This is a genomic window from uncultured Aquimarina sp., from assembly GCF_947496855.1.
Classification (GTDB): Bacteria; Bacteroidota; Bacteroidia; order Flavobacteriales; family Flavobacteriaceae; genus Aquimarina.
The window spans coordinates 242,916-259,151 of the sequence record NZ_CANMED010000002.1 but is presented as its reverse complement, the minus strand read 5'-3'; the positions used below and the strand labels follow the sequence as shown (position 1 = coordinate 259,151).

The following is a 16,236-nucleotide window of genomic DNA, read 5'->3' as shown; positions in this document are numbered from 1 at the left end:
ATGAACATAGAACAATTCTATTACGATAATAAAATCGTAAAAAAATTCTTATACGCCACCATGCTTTGGGGTATTGTAGGGATGTCAGTCGGATTGCTGCTGGCGTTTCTGTTTTTATTTCCTAATCTTACCGATGGAATCCCTTGGTTAAGCTTTGGGCGTTTACGACCACTACATACCAATGCAGTGATTTTTGCCTTTGTGGGTAATGCCATCTTTGCCGGAGTGTATTATTCTACCCAGCGATTGCTAAAAACCAGAATGTTTAATGATACCCTTAGTAACATTAATTTTTGGTGTTGGCAGTTAATCATCGTTGGCGCTGCAATTACATTGCCGCTAGGATATACAACTTCTAAGGAATATGCAGAGCTAGAGTGGCCTTTTGATATTGCGATTGCAGTAATTTGGGTAGTTTTTGGGTGGAACCTAATTGGTACCATTCTAAAACGGAGACAACGCCATCTCTATGTAGCCATCTGGTTTTATCTGGCAACCGTAGTTACTGTGGCAGTACTTCATATTTTTAATAGTTTGGCGATACCGGTGAGTGCGCTAAAAAGTTATTCGGTCTATGCAGGAGTACAAGACGCACTGGTACAATGGTGGTACGGACATAATGCCGTAGCCTTCTTTCTTACCACTCCTTTTTTAGGATTGATGTATTATTTTGTGCCAAAAGCGGCGAATAGACCGGTATATTCCTATCGATTATCGATTGTACACTTTTGGTCACTGATTTTTATTTATATCTGGGCAGGCCCCCACCATTTATTATACTCTTCGTTGCCAGATTGGGCACAGAACTTAGGAGTGGCATTTTCTATTATGCTAATCGCACCATCTTGGGGTGGTATGATCAATGGATTATTAACCTTGCGTGGTGCCTGGGATAAAGTGCGTACAGATCCGGTATTAAAATTTATGGTGGTCGCAATCACTGGATATGGGATGGCCACGTTCGAGGGGCCTATGCTTTCTTTAAAAAATGTAAATGCTATAGCACATTTTAGTGATTGGGTGATTGCCCACGTGCACGTTGGTGCATTAGCGTGGAATGGTTTCTTCACCTTTGGAATGGCATATTGGTTAATCCCGAGAATATTTAAAACCAAATTATGGTCTACCACATTGGCCAATGCACATTTCTGGATTGGTACTTTGGGTATTATCATGTATGCTTTACCAATGTATGTGGCTGGATTTGTTCAGGCTTCTATGTGGAAACAGTTTAACCCAGACGGTAGTTTGGTATACGGTAATTTTTTAGAAACCGTAAACGAAATTATACCGATGTATTGGATGCGAGCGATTGGTGGTAGTATGTTCATCTTAGGGATGTTTATCATGCTGTACAATGTGATCCAAACGATCAAAGCAGGTAATACGGTTACCGATGAATTGGCAGAAGCTGCGCCATTAACCAAAGTAACTAAACATAGAACCGCAAAAGAAGGATACCATACTTGGTTAGAAAGAAGACCGGTAAAACTTACCATTTTTGCTACGATTGCGATACTTATTGGTGGTGCAGTACAGATTGTACCCACCTTAATGATCGATTCTAATATTCCTACCATCACGAGTGTGAAACCGTATACACCACTAGAGTTAGAAGGTAGAGATCTGTATATCAGAGAGAGTTGTGTGTCGTGTCACTCGCAGATGATCCGACCTTTTCGTAGTGAAGTAGAACGATACGGAGAATATTCTAAGGCTGGCGAGTATGTCTATGATCACCCATTTCTTTGGGGAAGTAAACGAACCGGTCCTGATCTGATGCGTATCGGAGGCAAATATTCGGATAATTGGCACCTTAATCATTTTTATGATCCGCAAAGTACATCGTCTGGTTCTATTATGCCAAGTTATAAATGGTTGCTAAAAAATGAACTCGATCGATCGGATACAGAAACCAAAATGGAAGCCATGGTTACTCTTGGGGTTCCCTACACTACAGAAGAGATTACTAAAGCCCAACAATGGATGGATGAACAGGCAACACAGATCGAGAAAAAGCTGTATGATGATCCGGATTTTGCCAAAACCTATGAAGCGGATAAAAAATATGCGAAGGATAATGGATTGGATTTTATCGAAATGCGGAATAGAGAAGTCATCGCTTTAATTGCCTACATACAGCGATTAGGAACCGATATCAAAGTTAAAAACGAAACTGCAAGTTCAAACTAAAGAAATAAACCATGTTTAAATTTATAAAAGGACATATGGAAAGTATCGAAGGCGTAGAGATATATCCTATCATATCACTACTGATATTTTTCATCTTTTTTACTGCCTTATTCTGGTGGGTAATTTCAGCAAAAAAGGAACATATAAAAGAAGTAAGCGAGATTCCATTCGAATCAGAAAATGAAAACGAATTAATACTATGAGAAGTACAGTATCCTATATCAGAGTCATTGCATTCCTATTGATCACTTATTTTTTAATAGAATGGGCAGTGGATTCTGGAGAAGAATCAGCATTTATTGCAGTACCAATTACTTGGGCAGTGTTAGGAATCGTATTGTTATTTGCGATCGCTATAGAGATTTGTGTAGAGGCATTACGAAGTGTGTTGTTTAAATCCCTGAAACCAGAAGCTCAGGAGCGTTATGTGCTAACTGAAGATGCTAAAAAAGAAAAGCAGTTCCGATGGATCAAAGCGACGTATCTAAAATTAGTAGATAGTACACCAGTAGCGGAAGAAGAAGAAATTATTCTGGATCATAATTATGATGGAATTAAGGAGCTGGATAACAACCTTCCGCCTTGGTGGGTGTATGGTTTTTATGCTTCTATTTTATTTGGAGTGATCTATTTGGTGCGCTTCCATGTATTTAATGATTACAATCAGACAGAGGAGTATGAAACAGAAGTAGCAGAGGCTTTAGTCGCAATCGAAGCGTATAAAAAAACGGCCAAAGATCTTGTGGATATAAATACAGTGGTATTGTTAACGGATGCTGCTGATATTGCTGCCGGAAAAGCAATTTTTACGACCAATTGTGTGGCCTGTCATAAAGCAGATGGAGGAGGAGGTATCGGTCCGAATCTTACCGATCCAAATTGGATTTTGGGAGGAGGTATCAAGAATGTATTTAGAACTATTTCTGAAGGTGGCCGTGATGGAAAAGGAATGGTTGCCTGGAAACAAACGCTAAAACCAGCAGAAATGGCACAAGTGGCTAGTTATGTAATCACATTAGGTGGTACAACTGCTGCAGAACCCAAAGAGGCACAAGGCGAGATCTGGATCGATCCAGATGCTGTTTTAGAAGAAGTTCCAGAAACTGTTGCAGACTCGACGTCTGTAGTAAGTAATTAGTGTCATAAAATTAGTATAGCATACATCGTATAATCAATAATTATTGTCCATTGGAAACACCAGAAAACGAAACATTTAGAGATTCTATCGGTACGATTAACGAAGAAGGAAAACGTGCTTGGTTATATCCTAAAAAACCAAGTGGCGTATTTTATGAATACCGCAAATGGGTAAGTTATGGATTATTGATTTTTTTGTTTTCTGCTCCTTTTATCAAAATTAATGGCAACCAGTTTTTGTTATTTAATGTGTTAGAGCGACGTTTCAACATTTTCGGAGCTCCTTTCTGGCCACAGGATTTTCATCTGTTTGTAATATCAATGATTATTGGGGTAGTCTTTGTAATATTATTTACAGTAGCTTTTGGACGATTATTCTGTGGTTGGATATGCCCTCAAACCATATTTATGGAAATGGTTTTCCGACGAATAGAATATTGGATTGAAGGGGATCGAGGAAAACAAATACGATTGGATAAACAACCCTGGAACGCCGAAAAAATCAAAAAACGAGTCCTTAAATGGATGGTGTTTTTTATCATTTCATTTTTAATAGCGAATGTGTTTTTGGCTTACCTGATCGGTAGTGATAAACTCATCCAATATATATTTATTGAAGGTCCTTTTAAGCATGTGAGTACATTAATCTCCTTACTTATATTTACCGCAGTATTTTATTTTGTGTTTGCCTGGTTTAGAGAACAAGTTTGTGTAATAGCCTGTCCATATGGTCGATTGCAAGGAGTATTATTGGATGCCAAATCAATTGTGGTTGCATACGATTATAAACGAGGAGAAAAAGAAGTAGGACGCGCCAAGTTTAAGAAGAATGAAGAAAGACCTACCACAGGAAAAGGAGATTGTATTGATTGTTTTCAATGTGTACACGTGTGCCCGACAGGAATCGATATCCGTAATGGAACCCAATTAGAATGTGTGAATTGTACTGCCTGTATCGATGCTTGTGATCACATGATGGAAAGTGTAAACCTTCCGAAAGGATTGATCCGTTATGCCAGTGAAGATGATATCGCTAAGAAAGAGAAATTTAAGTTTACACCAAGACTAAAAGGATATACAGCAGTATTGGTGATATTGATTGGTGTCTTTCTGGGAATGTCTTTTTTGAGAAATGATGTCGAAGCGAATATTTTAAGATTACCAGGGCAATTGTATGAACGAAAAGAGAATAATATGATTAGTAATGTATACACGTTTAAACTGGTAAATAAGACAATTGATGATATCGAAAACGTTCATTTCGAATTGCTATCGCATACAGGAACCATAGAAGTGGTAACGCATAAAAACTTTGTTGTGCCTAAGCAAGGATTAGCAGAGGGGACATTATTTATAGAAATTAATGTTTCTGCGTTAAGCGGTGGTAAGGATAAAGTAAAAATTGGAGTATACGCGAATGATAATGAACTGATCGAAACAACAACAACAGCGTTTTTAGGTCCGAGAAGTTATAGATAGAGAATATGAGTTTCTGAGTAAGTGCATATTGGAGAAAGAGTTATAGACAGCTCAAATACTCAATAACTAAAAAATAAAAAGATGAAAATAAACTGGGGTACAGCAATTGTATTGGTATTTATAGGATTTATAAGTTTTATACTATTCTTCGTGATACGAATGAATACGGATAAAAAGTTTGAACACGATTTAGTAACGGAAGATTACTACAAACAAGAATTGGCTTTTCAGGAAGAGATCAATGCCGAAAAAAATGCAAAAGCATTAAAAAACAATATCTTTATTAAAAAGGTATCTGAAGGATTACTGATTACATTTCCAAAGGATATAAACTTCGAAAAACTATCAGGAACTATTTCATTATATCGCCCATCTAACAAAAAGTTAGATTTCCAAGTCCCGATCAAGCTACACAGTTCAGAATTATTGGTTCGGCAAAATAAGTTGATAGAAGGACGATGGAACATTACGGTGAATTGGGAACATGAGAATACTTCTTATTTATTTAAAGAATCATTTACGTATTAAATGTTAGTTTCTGCATTCATATTAGGTCTTTTAGGAAGTTTTCACTGTGTTGGGATGTGTGGACCCATTGCTTTTATGTTACCGCTAGATCATAAGAATCAGTTTAAGAAAGTTTTTCAAATCTCTTTATATCATTTGGGCCGCTTGCTGGCATACGGTATTATAGGATTATTTTTTGGATTGATAGGAAAGAGTCTGAACATTTTTGGAATGCAACAAGGACTTTCTATTGGTATTGGGATTGTAATGATTTTGGTGGTTTTGATCCCATCACCTGTACTTATGAAATATAATTTTTCTAAACCGATATATCGAGTAATTTCTAGGATCAAAAGCGCATTAGGAAAAGAGCTAAAAAAGAAAACCCCAGATACATTTTTGACCATTGGTTTTTTAAACGGATTTCTTCCTTGCGGATTGGTATATATGGCGGTTTTTGCTGCGGTAGCTTTGGGTAGTATTATAGAAAGTAGTTTGTATGTACTTTTATTTGGTTTAGGAACGATTCCTTTAATGACTTTGGTGGTGTATGCACGTCACTTTTTTAAAGCAAAGTGGATACGAAACCATATTCAAAAAGTGATTCCTGTATTTATCGTAATGATTGGGTTATTATTCATTTTACGAGGAATGGGATTAGGAATCCCGTATGTTTCTCCAAAACAATCATCCGAAACCATTTCTGCAAATTTTGAATGTCATTGATAATCTAACCCGCTGTATGTATTAGAAAATTTAGTACATCTTGAAACTACTGCAAAACCTGTTTTTTAATTTAATCGTAGCGTAGCGGTGCTATGATAAAATCAAGAAAACATCAGTTTTCATTGTACTTTTCAAACTTTATCACAAAGTTCTAATGCATATAGCGGGTTCAAGCATTAAACTGTCATAGAAAATAGTTGCGTTTCTGGTTTATTTTGTTGTAATCGTAAGTCAAAAGCCATGCAGATATTACGTACAAAGGGTTTTCCTTTTTCAGTAACTTCAATACTAGTATCGGTCATAATTACTAACCCATCCTGTTCCATTTCTCTTAGACGTATAGATACGTCTATTAGTTCATCAAAATAAAGTTGATCCGTACTCCAATCAGTTTTAAAATGACACATAAGATTTAGTATATGCTGTCTAATGAGTTCATCTTTTTTGGATAATAAATGACCTCTGTATACTGGGATTATTCCTTCGTTTACTAAATTTTGATATTCTTCTATGTTTTTAACGTTTTGGGCAAATCCCTGCCAGCTATCACTAATAGAAGATACACCTAGACCAATCATCATGGTTGTATTAGAAACGGTATATCCCATGAAATTGCGATGTAGGGTTTCATTTTCCATTGCTTTATATAATGAGTCGCTTTTAAGTGCAAAGTGATCCATCCCGATTTCTACATACCCTATTGTAGATAATAATTGTTTACCAATTTCATATTGTCTTCGTTTTTGTTTTGCAGTCGGAAGATCAGCTTCGTTAAATCCGCGTTGTCCATTTCCTTTTTGCCAGGGAACGTGCGCATAGCTATAAAAAGCCAGGCGATCAGGTAACAATTCTTTGGTTTTCTGGATGGTATGAATCACCGCTTCTTCTGTCTGAAAAGGCAATCCAAAAATGATATCGTGACCAATGGAAGTATAGCCAATTTCTCTGGCAACCTCTGTAACGTGTTTTACATGCTCAAAAGGTTGTATGCGGTGAATCGCTTTTTGAATTTTTTCATTATAGTCCTGAACCCCAAAACTAACTCTTCTAAAACCTACATCGTATAATGCCTGTAGGTGTTCCCTCGTGGTGTTATTGGGATGCCCCTCGAAACTAAATTCACATGCTTCTATCGATGCTGCTGAGTAAAATAATCCTTTGATTAGAGATTTTAAATTCTCTGGAGAAAAGAAGGTGGGCGTTCCGCCTCCTAAATGTAATTCTTTGATCTTTGGTTTGGTTTCAAACAGATTGAGATATAATTGCCATTCTTTTAGAATTGTATGGATATAAGGTGTTTCTACCGTGTGTCTTTTTGTAATCCGTTTGTTACATCCACAAAAAGTACACATGCTTTCGCAAAATGGTAAATGAATGTAGAGACTTATTCCTTTTGATTCATTACTGTCTTTAAAACATTGTATTACCGAGTGCTTCCATCCTTTTAGGGAGAATGTTTCTTGATCCCAATAAGGAACTGTAGGGTAGCTGGTATATCTAGGTCCTGGAACATTATATTTGTCCACTAAATTAGTATGCATGGTGTTGTTGATCTTTAGTTCTTATTCGTGTAATACTAGAAAAGGAATATTAATATGATAACTTATTTTTTCTATTGTAGGATGAAATAGAATTCTTTGAAAAAAGTTGAGGTTCTTAGCTACCATCGTAATCATATGGATGTTTCTGCTTTCTACAAAACATTGTACAGCTTGTTCGATATTGGGATTGGATAAGAAATGAAAACTGCGAGGGATCTCTTTTTCTAAAGAATCATCAAGAAAATTTTTATGTTGTTTTTGTAAATCTGTAAGTTCTTTTTCTTTTTTAGCAATATGCAGCACGCGTAATGAAGCATCATTTAGCGTAAGAAATTCTGTTATGGTACTGAGTATTTTATTTTTGAAAAATATATTGTAATCCGTAGGAAATGCAATCTCTTCTATATCAGTGTATCTAGCTTTTTCTGGAATAACGAGTACGGGGCATTTTACTTTGGTAATGACATCGCCCGTATTGCTGCCAATCGTTTTTTCTTTTAGGCCAGATGCGCCTTTAGTGCCCATCACAATAATATCAATATTCTTTTCTTCTATTTGCTTTCTTATAGTATCTATGAAAAAGATGTGTTCGTTAATAGTGAAGAATTTGTGTCCCGCATTAGGAGGTAATTTTCGAACTTTTTTTAGCAGTAGTTCCAGTTGTCCCTTATCACTATGAGTCACTTTTTCAATGACTTGATCCGTTGGGTTAAAAAAAGAATCACTACTAACAACTTGTTCGTAAGGAGAAACGTGTAGGAAATAAAAATTGCACGTCACTTTACTAAAAAAGGACAGCGCATATGTAATAGCATTCCATGAATTTTCCGAAAAATCTGTCGGAACAAGAATATTCTTCATTTTTAATAGGTTCTAATACAACAAATGTATTCGGATGTGCCTATTAAAAATATGATAAAAATCAGTTTAGATATTTTATTCTACTAATTGAAGTCCTGGGAGATCTAAAATTTTTATGTTCCGCCCTTCAATTTCAATAAGGCCATTTTTTTTAAAGGAAGATAAGGTACGAATCAAACTTTCTGTCGCAATACCAGCAACACTGGCTAGATCGTTTCTAGATATTTTGATACTTTCTTCTGGCTTTTTATTTAATACCTGAGTAAACTGTAGGATTGTTTGTGCAGTTTTTTTGCGTACAGAACTATAGGCCATTTGTAATAACTGTTCCTTTATTTCGGATAGATTACCACTTAATAATTCCATAAGTTCTAAAGAGATGTTGTTACTTTTTTCTAAGATATCTTTTAGATCTGTTTTAGATACACCCGCCAATTCTGCATCTTCTACTGCAGTTGCTGATTCCTGATAAGGAGTATGATCTGTAAATGATGTAAAACCTAAGAAATCATCTTCTTTAAACAAAGCAGTAATAAGCTCTTTCCCATTCTCGTCCATCTTATGGGTTTTGACCACACCTTTTAGAATTAGATATATCTTATTAGAATGATCTCCTTCTTTAAAAATAGCAGCTCCTTTTGTGTGGTTTGAAATGTCTCCGTGATCATCAAAAAAATTCTTGAGCTCATGTAAACTTCGCAATCCACCTTCGGTATCTTCTTTTGGTTTTTGAGATTGTTCTTTTACGATGTTAGAGAGAATATGAGCTTTTGCTAAGCGACTCTCAATTGCACTTAATAAATCATCTTCATCAAAAGGCTTGGTTAAATAATCATCTGCACCTAAATCCATACCTTTTCGTATCTCTTTATGTTCGGTTTTGGCAGATAAAAAGATAAATGGAATCTGATTTGTATTTAAATCATGGGATAAAGCCTCTAAAACTCCATAACCATCAATTTCTGGCATCATAATATCGCAAATAATAATGTCTGGGTTTTCTTCTTTTGCCCTTGCTATTCCCAATTTTCCATTTGGTGCCGTGATCACTTGATAATCAGATAATTCTAAAAGTTCTGCAGTATTCTCTCTTAAAGCGGTATCGTCTTCTATTAACAGAATGGTTTTCATTGGTTTATGATAGTTTTGATATTGGTATGTTTACGGTGAACGTAGACCCTTGATTTTCTTTACTAACAAAAGTAATGCTACCTCCCAGATTTTCTAAATGACTTTTTACGATATTTAAGCCAATTCCTGTTCCTTGGTCAAGTAATGCATTTTCTGCTCTAAAATATCTTTTGAATATAAATTCTTGCTCTTTTTCAGGAATACCAATTCCTTCATCAATGATATAAAAGGTGAGAAGGTCGTTTTCTAATAAGACCTGTAGATCTATGGTAGTATACTCTCCAGAATACTTTACGGCATTCCTGATAAGGTTTGTTAACACGAGCTCTAATATTTTTTCGTCAAAATCTATAACATACTCATCGATGTTCTTTGGGTATTTAATACGTTGGCCATCTTTTAGCAACATATTGGCATCATATATTACTTCATTGATCACTTTGCTTAACGGAAACGTGGTGAATTTATACTTTACTTTACCACTTTCTAAACGTTCTACAGATAGGAAGTCGTTAAGGATATTGTCAAGATATTTTACCTTGTTTTTAATGGTGTCCAGATGCTTATCTCTTTTTTCTTGTTGTTCTGTTTTGGTATACTTTCCGATTAAAGCGGCAGAAGTGAGAATCCCGCTTAATGGCGTTTTAAATTCATGAGAGACTAGTGAAAGAAACTTAGTTTTTAGTTCATTGAGTTGTCGTTCTTTTTTAAGAGATTCTTGTGTGACAGCTTCGGCTTCTTTGCGCAACTTGATCTCTTCTTCTAGTTCTTTTATAGTTGTATGAAGCTCTTGTGTCCGTAGGTTTATTTTTTGTTCTAGTTCTAAATTTAATTCTTGTATTCTAACTTCTTGTTCTTTACGTAATGTAATATCACTTACCAAAGCCATTACATATAAATTATCATAAATCTCAAATGGATTTAATCCTATCTCCACAGGAAACTTAGAATCGTCTTTTCGTACTCCATAAAGATCTCGACCAACTCCCATGCTTCTTTTTCCACTATCTGCAATAAACTTTTTGACATATCCGCCATGCGCGTGATGGTGTTTTTTGGGGATCAATACAGTTAATTCTTGTCCTACTAGTTCATTTTCTTCGTATCCAAAGGTTTCGTTGGCAGATTCATTCGTGGCCACGATGATTTGATCTTTATTTACAACTATAATCCCTTCTGAAATGGCTTCAGAAAGAATCTTAAAAATATTATTGTTTTTCTCAAAGACCTTCATTTCTCAAAAATAGTCAATTTGCCTCATTTCGAGAACTGATTTTTGTCATAAAATAGATGAAGATTAGACATTACTTTTACTAAATAAACAAATAATTTTCAGCGAAATGAATGCAACTCAAAACATAGGAATTAGTTTTTATCAAAATTTAGGCAAATTGTTTTACGCTATTGCCGCTTCTGATAAAATAGTACGTGAATCTGAATATGCAACCTTAAAAAACTTAGTGAAATCTGCTTGGTTAGCCGTTGATGATTTAGAAGATGAATTTGGAGCAGATGCTGCATTCCAGATTGAAATTATCTTTGATTGGTTGGATTATTCAGCACTTGTTGCAGAAGATAGTTTTAATGAATTCAAAGATTTTTACCAAGAAAACAAATCACTTTTTACAGATAAAGTAAGGAAATTGGTATGGGATACATCCAATAGTATTGCTAATGCTTTTTCTGGTAAGAATAAATCAGAATTGATGATGTTAGGAAGACTTAAATTGATTTTTGAACAATAAGAAATAATTTTCACTTTTGGATATGGAGTTTGTTGATTACTATAAAATATTAGGTGTTTCTAAAAATGCTACGGAAAGTGATGTGAAAAAGGCATACAGAAAACTGGCTAGAAAATATCATCCGGATCTCAATCCAAATGATAAAGAAGCAGAAAAAAAGTTCAAAGAAATTAACGAAGCGAATGAAGTACTAGGTAATGTTGAGAACAGAAAGAAGTATGATCAATATGGCAAAGATTGGAAACACGCTTCGGCATTTGATAAAGCCAAACAATCGCAAGGAAAATATACTAAAAATGGAGGTCAGCAATATGAAGGAGATTTTTCTGAAAATGACTTTTCTGACTTTTTTGAGTCGATGTTTGGAGGACGTAAAAGAAGCTATGGAGGAGGTCAGGTAAAATTTAGAGGAGAAGATTATAACGCCGAATTACGTCTGGATTTAATGGATGTTTATAAAAGTCATAAAAGAACGCTTACAGTTAATGGAAAGAATATTAGAATTACCATTCCTGCAGGAGTAGAAAATGGACAGACCATAAAGATCAGAAATTATGGAGGGCTAGGGACTGGTGGTGGACCCAATGGAGATTTATTTATAACTTTTGTTATCGAGAACACTACAGTTTTTAAACGTGATAAAGGAGATTTATATCTCAATAAAGGAATAGATCTTTATACAGCAGTGTTAGGTGGTGAAATTTTAATTAATACACTGGATGGAAAAGTAAAATTAAAGGTAAAACCAGAAACTGAAAATGGAACTAAAGTTAAACTGAAAGGTAAAGGTTTTCCATTGTACAAGAAAGAAGGGGGTTATGGTAACTTGTATGTTACCTATAATGTTAAATTACCAAAAAAGTTGACCTCTAAACAAAAGGAGTTGTTTAGAGAATTATCTAATCTATAAATACGTGTTATTATGGCTAAAGAACATCTTATACCAGTTATAGAATTTTGCAGAAGTCACAAAATAGAATTTTCATTCGTGCATACGTTACAGGAGTTTGGATTGATAGAAATAGTAAGATTAAGACAGACATCATTTATAAATTCTGAAGAACTACCAAGGTTAGAGAAAATTTTACTTTTTAATAAAGAGCTGGAAATCAATCTAGAAGGAGTAGAGGTAATTATCCGATTATTGGAAAGGGTGAATGAAATTCAAAGTGAAATGAATATGCTTAAGAATAGATTGAACATCTATGAGAATTTTTGATTAAAAAAATAAGCTGACTTTTGTCATATTTTAATAGCTGTAGTGTCTCTAATTTTACTTCAAATTAAAAAACAAACTATTATGACACTATATGCAAAAATGAATGCTGATTTTTCTGAAAATTATATAGGATACTCTGCTTTAGCAATCATAGCATCGACTTGTTTAGGTTCCGTTGCAATTATGTCCACTTTATTAGCTGGTAATGGTTTTATACCAATGCTTCTTGTGTTTTTAACAGTATCTGTTTGTAGTGCTCATAATGCCGCTATACTAACTGTTCAGAAACCTAAATTGGTATTAGATCTTTTGATCGTAAGTCTACTAGTTAATAGTTTAATAATTATAGGAAACGACTTGTTTTAATATTTTACATACTAACACGGATAAAGGCAGGTTTCTTTAATTGGAAACTTGCCTTTTTTACTTCTTAACTGAGCGATATCATATTTTTTGAGCACGCTCAAAACTATATTTATATAAAATAAAAATTCATCATATGAGAACCCTAATCATTAGTGTTGCTATTGTAAGTCTGATGGCCTGCAATAATAAAGCTCAAATTAAAGAAAATCCTGAAAAGGATACTACAGAGAGTGAACAGCTTCTGGATCAAAATACAGATAGTACACACTATTTATCAGAAGAAAGGCTGGAACTAAATCAGGAAAAAACAAAATCCATAAAAGTAGAGCGTCTTATTACTATAAAAGACGATAAAAACAAACTACAAGAACTGGTTGTTGCTAAAAAGTTTTATAAGGAAGAAGATTTCTATATTTTGGATTATAAATATCCTTACCTCAATGAAGAAACGAATCCTAATAATACTAGTTTTAACGATTTTCTAACTGAAAACTACTTAAATATAGAAGCTACAGAAAATGAAATTCTGGAGGATAAAGTAATATTCTGTGATTCTCTGGGTGTTGGGAGATGTATGGATAAAAGAGTAATTGACTATAAGGTATATTCTGTGAAAAGTAACCTTATAAGTGTGCTACTTTATAAAGAAAACTACTACTCAGGAATGAAGCATTCTACATATATGTTTGAGTGTTTAAATTTTGATCTCAATAAACATAAATTCATTTATTATAATGATTTTTTTATTGATAATTCTGAAAAAGAATTACTTGCAACTATAAATAAAATAATATCCAATGGTATAAATTCTGGAGCATTGTTTTATGAATGTTGGGAATTGTCAGAAGGGGATTTTAATGTGTATAAAAACAATTTTGTGGTGAACGATGATGTAGTAGAATTCTATTTTGACGATTGTATTATTTGTCCTTCATACACAGGAACCTATTCTATAGAAATTCCGATTACAGAGATTATGCATCTGATTAAAAAATATAATAATGAAACATTGATAGGGTGAAATCTATAAAACGAATAAGATGAAGTGGAGCTATTTAATTTTTTTGGTTGTGTATGGTATGATGATCTTGGCAGCATTTCTGTTACCTTTTTTTTCGGATCCAGAATATTTGATGTTAGAAAATACTTTAAGTGAGTTAGGGGCTCAAAACACTCCAAATAACTGGATTATGAATTTCATTTTTATTCTGTTAGGTCTCATTACTTTTATAAATGGATTTAAAGTCTTAGACGGGTTTCAACTTCAGGTATTGGTACTACTAATTTTTTGCGTTTCTTTAGTTTTGACAGCTATGTTTATGCACGCACCTATCGATCGCGGAGTGGTTTACGATTCATTTCAGAATGAAATGCATTCTGTTTTTTCAACAATAACAGGAATTTCATTTTGTACCTACTGTTTGGTTGTTAGTTTTATTACTCGATGGAAAAAACAAAAGTTACTAGCCATATCTGTTGGGATATTGGTTTTTATAGTATCTTATTTAATGGTTGTTCATTCTGATTACAGAGGACTGTATGAGCGAGGTGTATATATAATAGCTTTTGGGTGGATCTTATATTCTTATAAGTTTTATGAATATGTTTTTACGAAAAAAGAGTATTTTCAGCTTATAAATAAAAACTAAAAATGAAGGATAACTTTAGTAATATTATAGATTCTAAAACACCAGTATTGGTAGATTTTTTTGCAGATTGGTGTGGTCCGTGTAAAATGTTAGCTCCGATCTTAAAGGAGGTGAAAAACGAATTAGGTGAGCATATAAAGATTGTAAAAATTGACGTTGATAAAAATCAACCCTTAGCGGCTAAATATCAAGTAAAAGGAGTACCAACAATGCTATTGTTTAAAGAAGGAAAGCAGCTTTGGCGGCAATCTGGGGTTTTGCAAAAGAATGATATCATAAAAGTTATAAATTCTCATAAGTAATTATGAAACTTAATAGATATATCGATCACACGATTCTAAAAGCAACGGCTACCGTAGAAGATATAAAAAAGTTATGCGAAGAGGCCAAACAATATAATTTTTATTCGGTTTGTGTGAATGGAGCTTATGTTGGTCTGGCTTGTAGTGAGTTAATGAAAACTGATGTTAAAATTGCTGCAGTAGTAGGGTTCCCTCTAGGAGGGATGACCACTAAAGCAAAAGTATTTGAGGCAAAACAGTGTATTGAAGATGGAGCTACTGAAATAGATATGGTGTTGAATATTGGATTGCTTAAGTCTGGATATCATGAAATCGTTAGGGATGAAATTGCCAAGATTAAAAAAGCAATTGGGGATCATGTATTAAAAGTCATTTTTGAAAATTGTTATCTAACTAATGACGAAAAGAAAATTGCTTGTCAATTATCTATTGATGCTGGAGCGGATTTTATAAAAACATCTACAGGTTTTGGAGATAGAGGAGCAACGATAGAAGATATAAAGTTAATGAAGGAGGTGGCGAAAGATTCGATACAAATAAAAGCTTCAGGTGGGATTAGAGATCTTAAAACCGCCTTGGAATATATCAATATGGGAGTTTCTAGACTAGGTACTTCTTCTGGGGTTGCTCTGGTAACTTTAAAATAATAATATATGAGTACACATATCGCAGCAATAAACGGAGAAGTAGCAGAAACGGTTTTATTGCCAGGAGATCCATTAAGAGCGAAATGGATTGCAGAAACATTTTTGGATGATCCGATATGTTATAACAAAGTGCGTGGGATGTTCGGATATACTGGTATTTATAATGGGAAGAGAGTTTCTGTACAGGGAACGGGAATGGGTATTCCTTCTTCATTAATCTATTGTCATGAATTGATTAATGATTTTGGTGTAAAAAACTTAATTAGAGTAGGTTCTTCAGGATCTTATCAAAAAGATGTAAAACTAAGGGATATTGTAATTGCTATGGCGGCATCTTCTACTTCTGGAATTAATAACTCAAGATTTATCAACGCTGATTATTCGCCAACCGCAGATTTCGAACTATTTATGAAAGCTGTTTTATACGCTCGTGAACATAATATTCCTATCAAAGCTGGAAATGTTTTATCTGCTGATGAGTTTTATGAAGATGATTTTGATTCTTATAAAAAATGGGCAGAATTTGGAGTGCTTTGTGTTGAGATGGAAGCAGCAGGTTTATATACCATCGCTGCAAAATTTAATGTAAAGGCATTGGCGATTCTCACCATTTCAGACTCTTTAGTTACTGGTGAGAGAACTACTTCTCAGGAAAGAGAAAATACTTTTAGTAAAATGATAGAAATAGCTTTGGGAACATTATAAAATGAAATGTGAGTTATAATAAAAGGTC

At 34.2% G+C, this 16,236-nt stretch carries 19 protein-coding genes; 15 read left to right on the top strand and 4 right to left on the bottom strand.

Annotated features, from left to right (window positions below):
* The 6 genes from ccoN to Q0921_RS07120 all read left to right on the top strand — a co-directional run bounded on the left by ccoN (position 1) and on the right by Q0921_RS07120 (position 6,042).
* Complete coding sequence (ccoN, locus tag Q0921_RS07145) at positions 1 to 2,193, top strand: cytochrome-c oxidase, cbb3-type subunit I (RefSeq protein WP_299255435.1); 2,193 nt, start codon at positions 1 to 3, stop codon at positions 2,191 to 2,193.
* Between the two features lie 11 nt (positions 2,194 to 2,204).
* Positions 2,205 to 2,396, top strand: coding sequence for a CcoQ/FixQ family Cbb3-type cytochrome c oxidase assembly chaperone (locus Q0921_RS07140; protein WP_091407395.1), 192 nt, complete (start codon positions 2,205 to 2,207; stop codon positions 2,394 to 2,396).
* Positions 2,393 to 3,331, top strand: coding sequence for a cbb3-type cytochrome c oxidase N-terminal domain-containing protein (locus Q0921_RS07135; RefSeq protein WP_299255433.1), 939 nt, complete (start codon positions 2,393 to 2,395; stop codon positions 3,329 to 3,331). The genes Q0921_RS07140 and Q0921_RS07135 overlap by 4 nt, the downstream gene beginning before the upstream one ends.
* Before the next feature lie 50 nt (positions 3,332 to 3,381).
* On the top strand, positions 3,382 to 4,809 hold the full coding sequence (gene ccoG / locus Q0921_RS07130) for a cytochrome c oxidase accessory protein CcoG (protein WP_299255431.1): 1,428 nt from the start codon (positions 3,382 to 3,384) through the stop codon (positions 4,807 to 4,809).
* Positions 4,810 to 4,890: 81 nt separating this feature from the next.
* Positions 4,891 to 5,337: a FixH family protein gene (locus Q0921_RS07125; RefSeq protein WP_299255429.1), complete on the top strand. Its 447-nt coding sequence runs from the start codon at positions 4,891 to 4,893 to the stop codon at positions 5,335 to 5,337.
* Entirely contained in the window at positions 5,338 to 6,042 is a 705-nt protein-coding gene (locus Q0921_RS07120) for a sulfite exporter TauE/SafE family protein (protein WP_299255427.1), read from the top strand.
* A gap of 176 nt (positions 6,043 to 6,218) precedes the next feature.
* On the opposite strand, the gene hemN is transcribed toward Q0921_RS07120, so the two are convergent.
* The 4 genes from hemN to Q0921_RS07100 all read right to left on the bottom strand — a co-directional run bounded on the left by hemN (position 6,219) and on the right by Q0921_RS07100 (position 10,809).
* Positions 6,219 to 7,583 (bottom strand): oxygen-independent coproporphyrinogen III oxidase, encoded by a 1,365-nt coding sequence (gene hemN, locus Q0921_RS07115; protein ID WP_299255425.1) that lies wholly within the window; start codon positions 7,581 to 7,583, stop codon positions 6,219 to 6,221.
* A 21-nt stretch (positions 7,584 to 7,604) separates the two neighbouring features.
* On the bottom strand, positions 7,605 to 8,444 hold the full coding sequence (locus tag Q0921_RS07110; protein WP_299255423.1) for a universal stress protein: 840 nt from the start codon (positions 8,442 to 8,444) through the stop codon (positions 7,605 to 7,607).
* Between the two features lie 75 nt (positions 8,445 to 8,519).
* The gene (locus Q0921_RS07105) at positions 8,520 to 9,575 is read right to left on the bottom strand and encodes a response regulator (RefSeq protein WP_299255421.1); all 1,056 of its coding nucleotides are present in this window, start codon (positions 9,573 to 9,575) and stop codon (positions 8,520 to 8,522) included.
* A gap of 4 nt (positions 9,576 to 9,579) precedes the next feature.
* Entirely contained in the window at positions 9,580 to 10,809 is a 1,230-nt protein-coding gene (locus Q0921_RS07100; RefSeq protein WP_299255419.1) for an ATP-binding protein, read from the bottom strand.
* A gap of 106 nt (positions 10,810 to 10,915) precedes the next feature.
* Here Q0921_RS07100 and Q0921_RS07095 point away from each other — a divergent pair, with 106 nt between their 5' ends.
* The 9 genes from Q0921_RS07095 (at position 10,916) to deoD (ending at position 16,208) form a co-directional block, all read left to right on the top strand.
* A complete protein-coding gene (locus tag Q0921_RS07095) occupies positions 10,916 to 11,320 on the top strand; it encodes a hypothetical protein (protein ID WP_299255417.1) in 405 nt (134 codons plus the stop codon).
* Positions 11,321 to 11,342: 22 nt separating this feature from the next.
* A complete protein-coding gene (locus tag Q0921_RS07090) occupies positions 11,343 to 12,230 on the top strand; it encodes a J domain-containing protein (RefSeq protein WP_299255415.1) in 888 nt (295 codons plus the stop codon).
* Between the two features lie 12 nt (positions 12,231 to 12,242).
* On the top strand, positions 12,243 to 12,539 hold the full coding sequence (locus Q0921_RS07085; protein WP_299255414.1) for a chaperone modulator CbpM: 297 nt from the start codon (positions 12,243 to 12,245) through the stop codon (positions 12,537 to 12,539).
* Between the two features lie 81 nt (positions 12,540 to 12,620).
* Complete coding sequence (locus Q0921_RS07080; RefSeq protein WP_299255412.1) at positions 12,621 to 12,905, top strand: hypothetical protein; 285 nt, start codon at positions 12,621 to 12,623, stop codon at positions 12,903 to 12,905.
* 133 nt (positions 12,906 to 13,038) lie between these two features.
* Positions 13,039 to 13,926, top strand: a complete 888-nt coding sequence (locus Q0921_RS07075; protein WP_299255410.1) for an RsiV family protein — start codon at positions 13,039 to 13,041, stop codon at positions 13,924 to 13,926.
* A gap of 19 nt (positions 13,927 to 13,945) precedes the next feature.
* Entirely contained in the window at positions 13,946 to 14,554 is a 609-nt protein-coding gene (locus Q0921_RS07070) for a DUF998 domain-containing protein (protein ID WP_299255407.1), read from the top strand.
* Positions 14,555 to 14,556: 2 nt separating this feature from the next.
* Entirely contained in the window at positions 14,557 to 14,856 is a 300-nt protein-coding gene (trxA, locus tag Q0921_RS07065; RefSeq protein WP_299255404.1) for a thioredoxin, read from the top strand.
* Positions 14,857 to 14,858: 2 nt separating this feature from the next.
* On the top strand, positions 14,859 to 15,503 hold the full coding sequence (gene deoC / locus Q0921_RS07060; protein WP_299255401.1) for a deoxyribose-phosphate aldolase: 645 nt from the start codon (positions 14,859 to 14,861) through the stop codon (positions 15,501 to 15,503).
* Positions 15,504 to 15,509: 6 nt separating this feature from the next.
* Positions 15,510 to 16,208 (top strand): purine-nucleoside phosphorylase, encoded by a 699-nt coding sequence (deoD, locus tag Q0921_RS07055; RefSeq protein WP_299255398.1) that lies wholly within the window; start codon positions 15,510 to 15,512, stop codon positions 16,206 to 16,208.
* The last annotated feature ends 28 nt before the right edge of the window (positions 16,209 to 16,236 follow it).

Coding starts and splice junctions, on each gene's coding strand:
- Q0921_RS07105 (WP_299255421.1), bottom strand. CDS start 9,575: ATGAAAACCATTCTGTTAATAGAAGACGATACCGCTTTAAGAGAGAAT.
- Q0921_RS07085 (WP_299255414.1), top strand. CDS start 12,243: ATGGCTAAAGAACATCTTATACCAGTTATAGAATTTTGCAGAAGTCAC.
- Q0921_RS07135 (WP_299255433.1), top strand. CDS start 2,393: ATGAGAAGTACAGTATCCTATATCAGAGTCATTGCATTCCTATTGATC.
- Q0921_RS07070 (WP_299255407.1), top strand. CDS start 13,946: ATGAAGTGGAGCTATTTAATTTTTTTGGTTGTGTATGGTATGATGATC.
- deoC (WP_299255401.1), top strand. CDS start 14,859: ATGAAACTTAATAGATATATCGATCACACGATTCTAAAAGCAACGGCT.
- Q0921_RS07075 (WP_299255410.1), top strand. CDS start 13,039: ATGAGAACCCTAATCATTAGTGTTGCTATTGTAAGTCTGATGGCCTGC.
- Q0921_RS07090 (WP_299255415.1), top strand. CDS start 11,343: ATGGAGTTTGTTGATTACTATAAAATATTAGGTGTTTCTAAAAATGCT.
- trxA (WP_299255404.1), top strand. CDS start 14,557: ATGAAGGATAACTTTAGTAATATTATAGATTCTAAAACACCAGTATTG.
- Q0921_RS07080 (WP_299255412.1), top strand. CDS start 12,621: ATGACACTATATGCAAAAATGAATGCTGATTTTTCTGAAAATTATATA.
- Q0921_RS07120 (WP_299255427.1), top strand. CDS start 5,338: ATGTTAGTTTCTGCATTCATATTAGGTCTTTTAGGAAGTTTTCACTGT.
- ccoN (WP_299255435.1), top strand. CDS start 1: ATGAACATAGAACAATTCTATTACGATAATAAAATCGTAAAAAAATTC.
- Q0921_RS07140 (WP_091407395.1), top strand. CDS start 2,205: ATGTTTAAATTTATAAAAGGACATATGGAAAGTATCGAAGGCGTAGAG.
- deoD (WP_299255398.1), top strand. CDS start 15,510: ATGAGTACACATATCGCAGCAATAAACGGAGAAGTAGCAGAAACGGTT.
- Q0921_RS07095 (WP_299255417.1), top strand. CDS start 10,916: ATGAATGCAACTCAAAACATAGGAATTAGTTTTTATCAAAATTTAGGC.
- Q0921_RS07110 (WP_299255423.1), bottom strand. CDS start 8,444: ATGAAGAATATTCTTGTTCCGACAGATTTTTCGGAAAATTCATGGAAT.
- hemN (WP_299255425.1), bottom strand. CDS start 7,583: ATGCATACTAATTTAGTGGACAAATATAATGTTCCAGGACCTAGATAT.
- Q0921_RS07125 (WP_299255429.1), top strand. CDS start 4,891: ATGAAAATAAACTGGGGTACAGCAATTGTATTGGTATTTATAGGATTT.
- Q0921_RS07100 (WP_299255419.1), bottom strand. CDS start 10,809: ATGAAGGTCTTTGAGAAAAACAATAATATTTTTAAGATTCTTTCTGAA.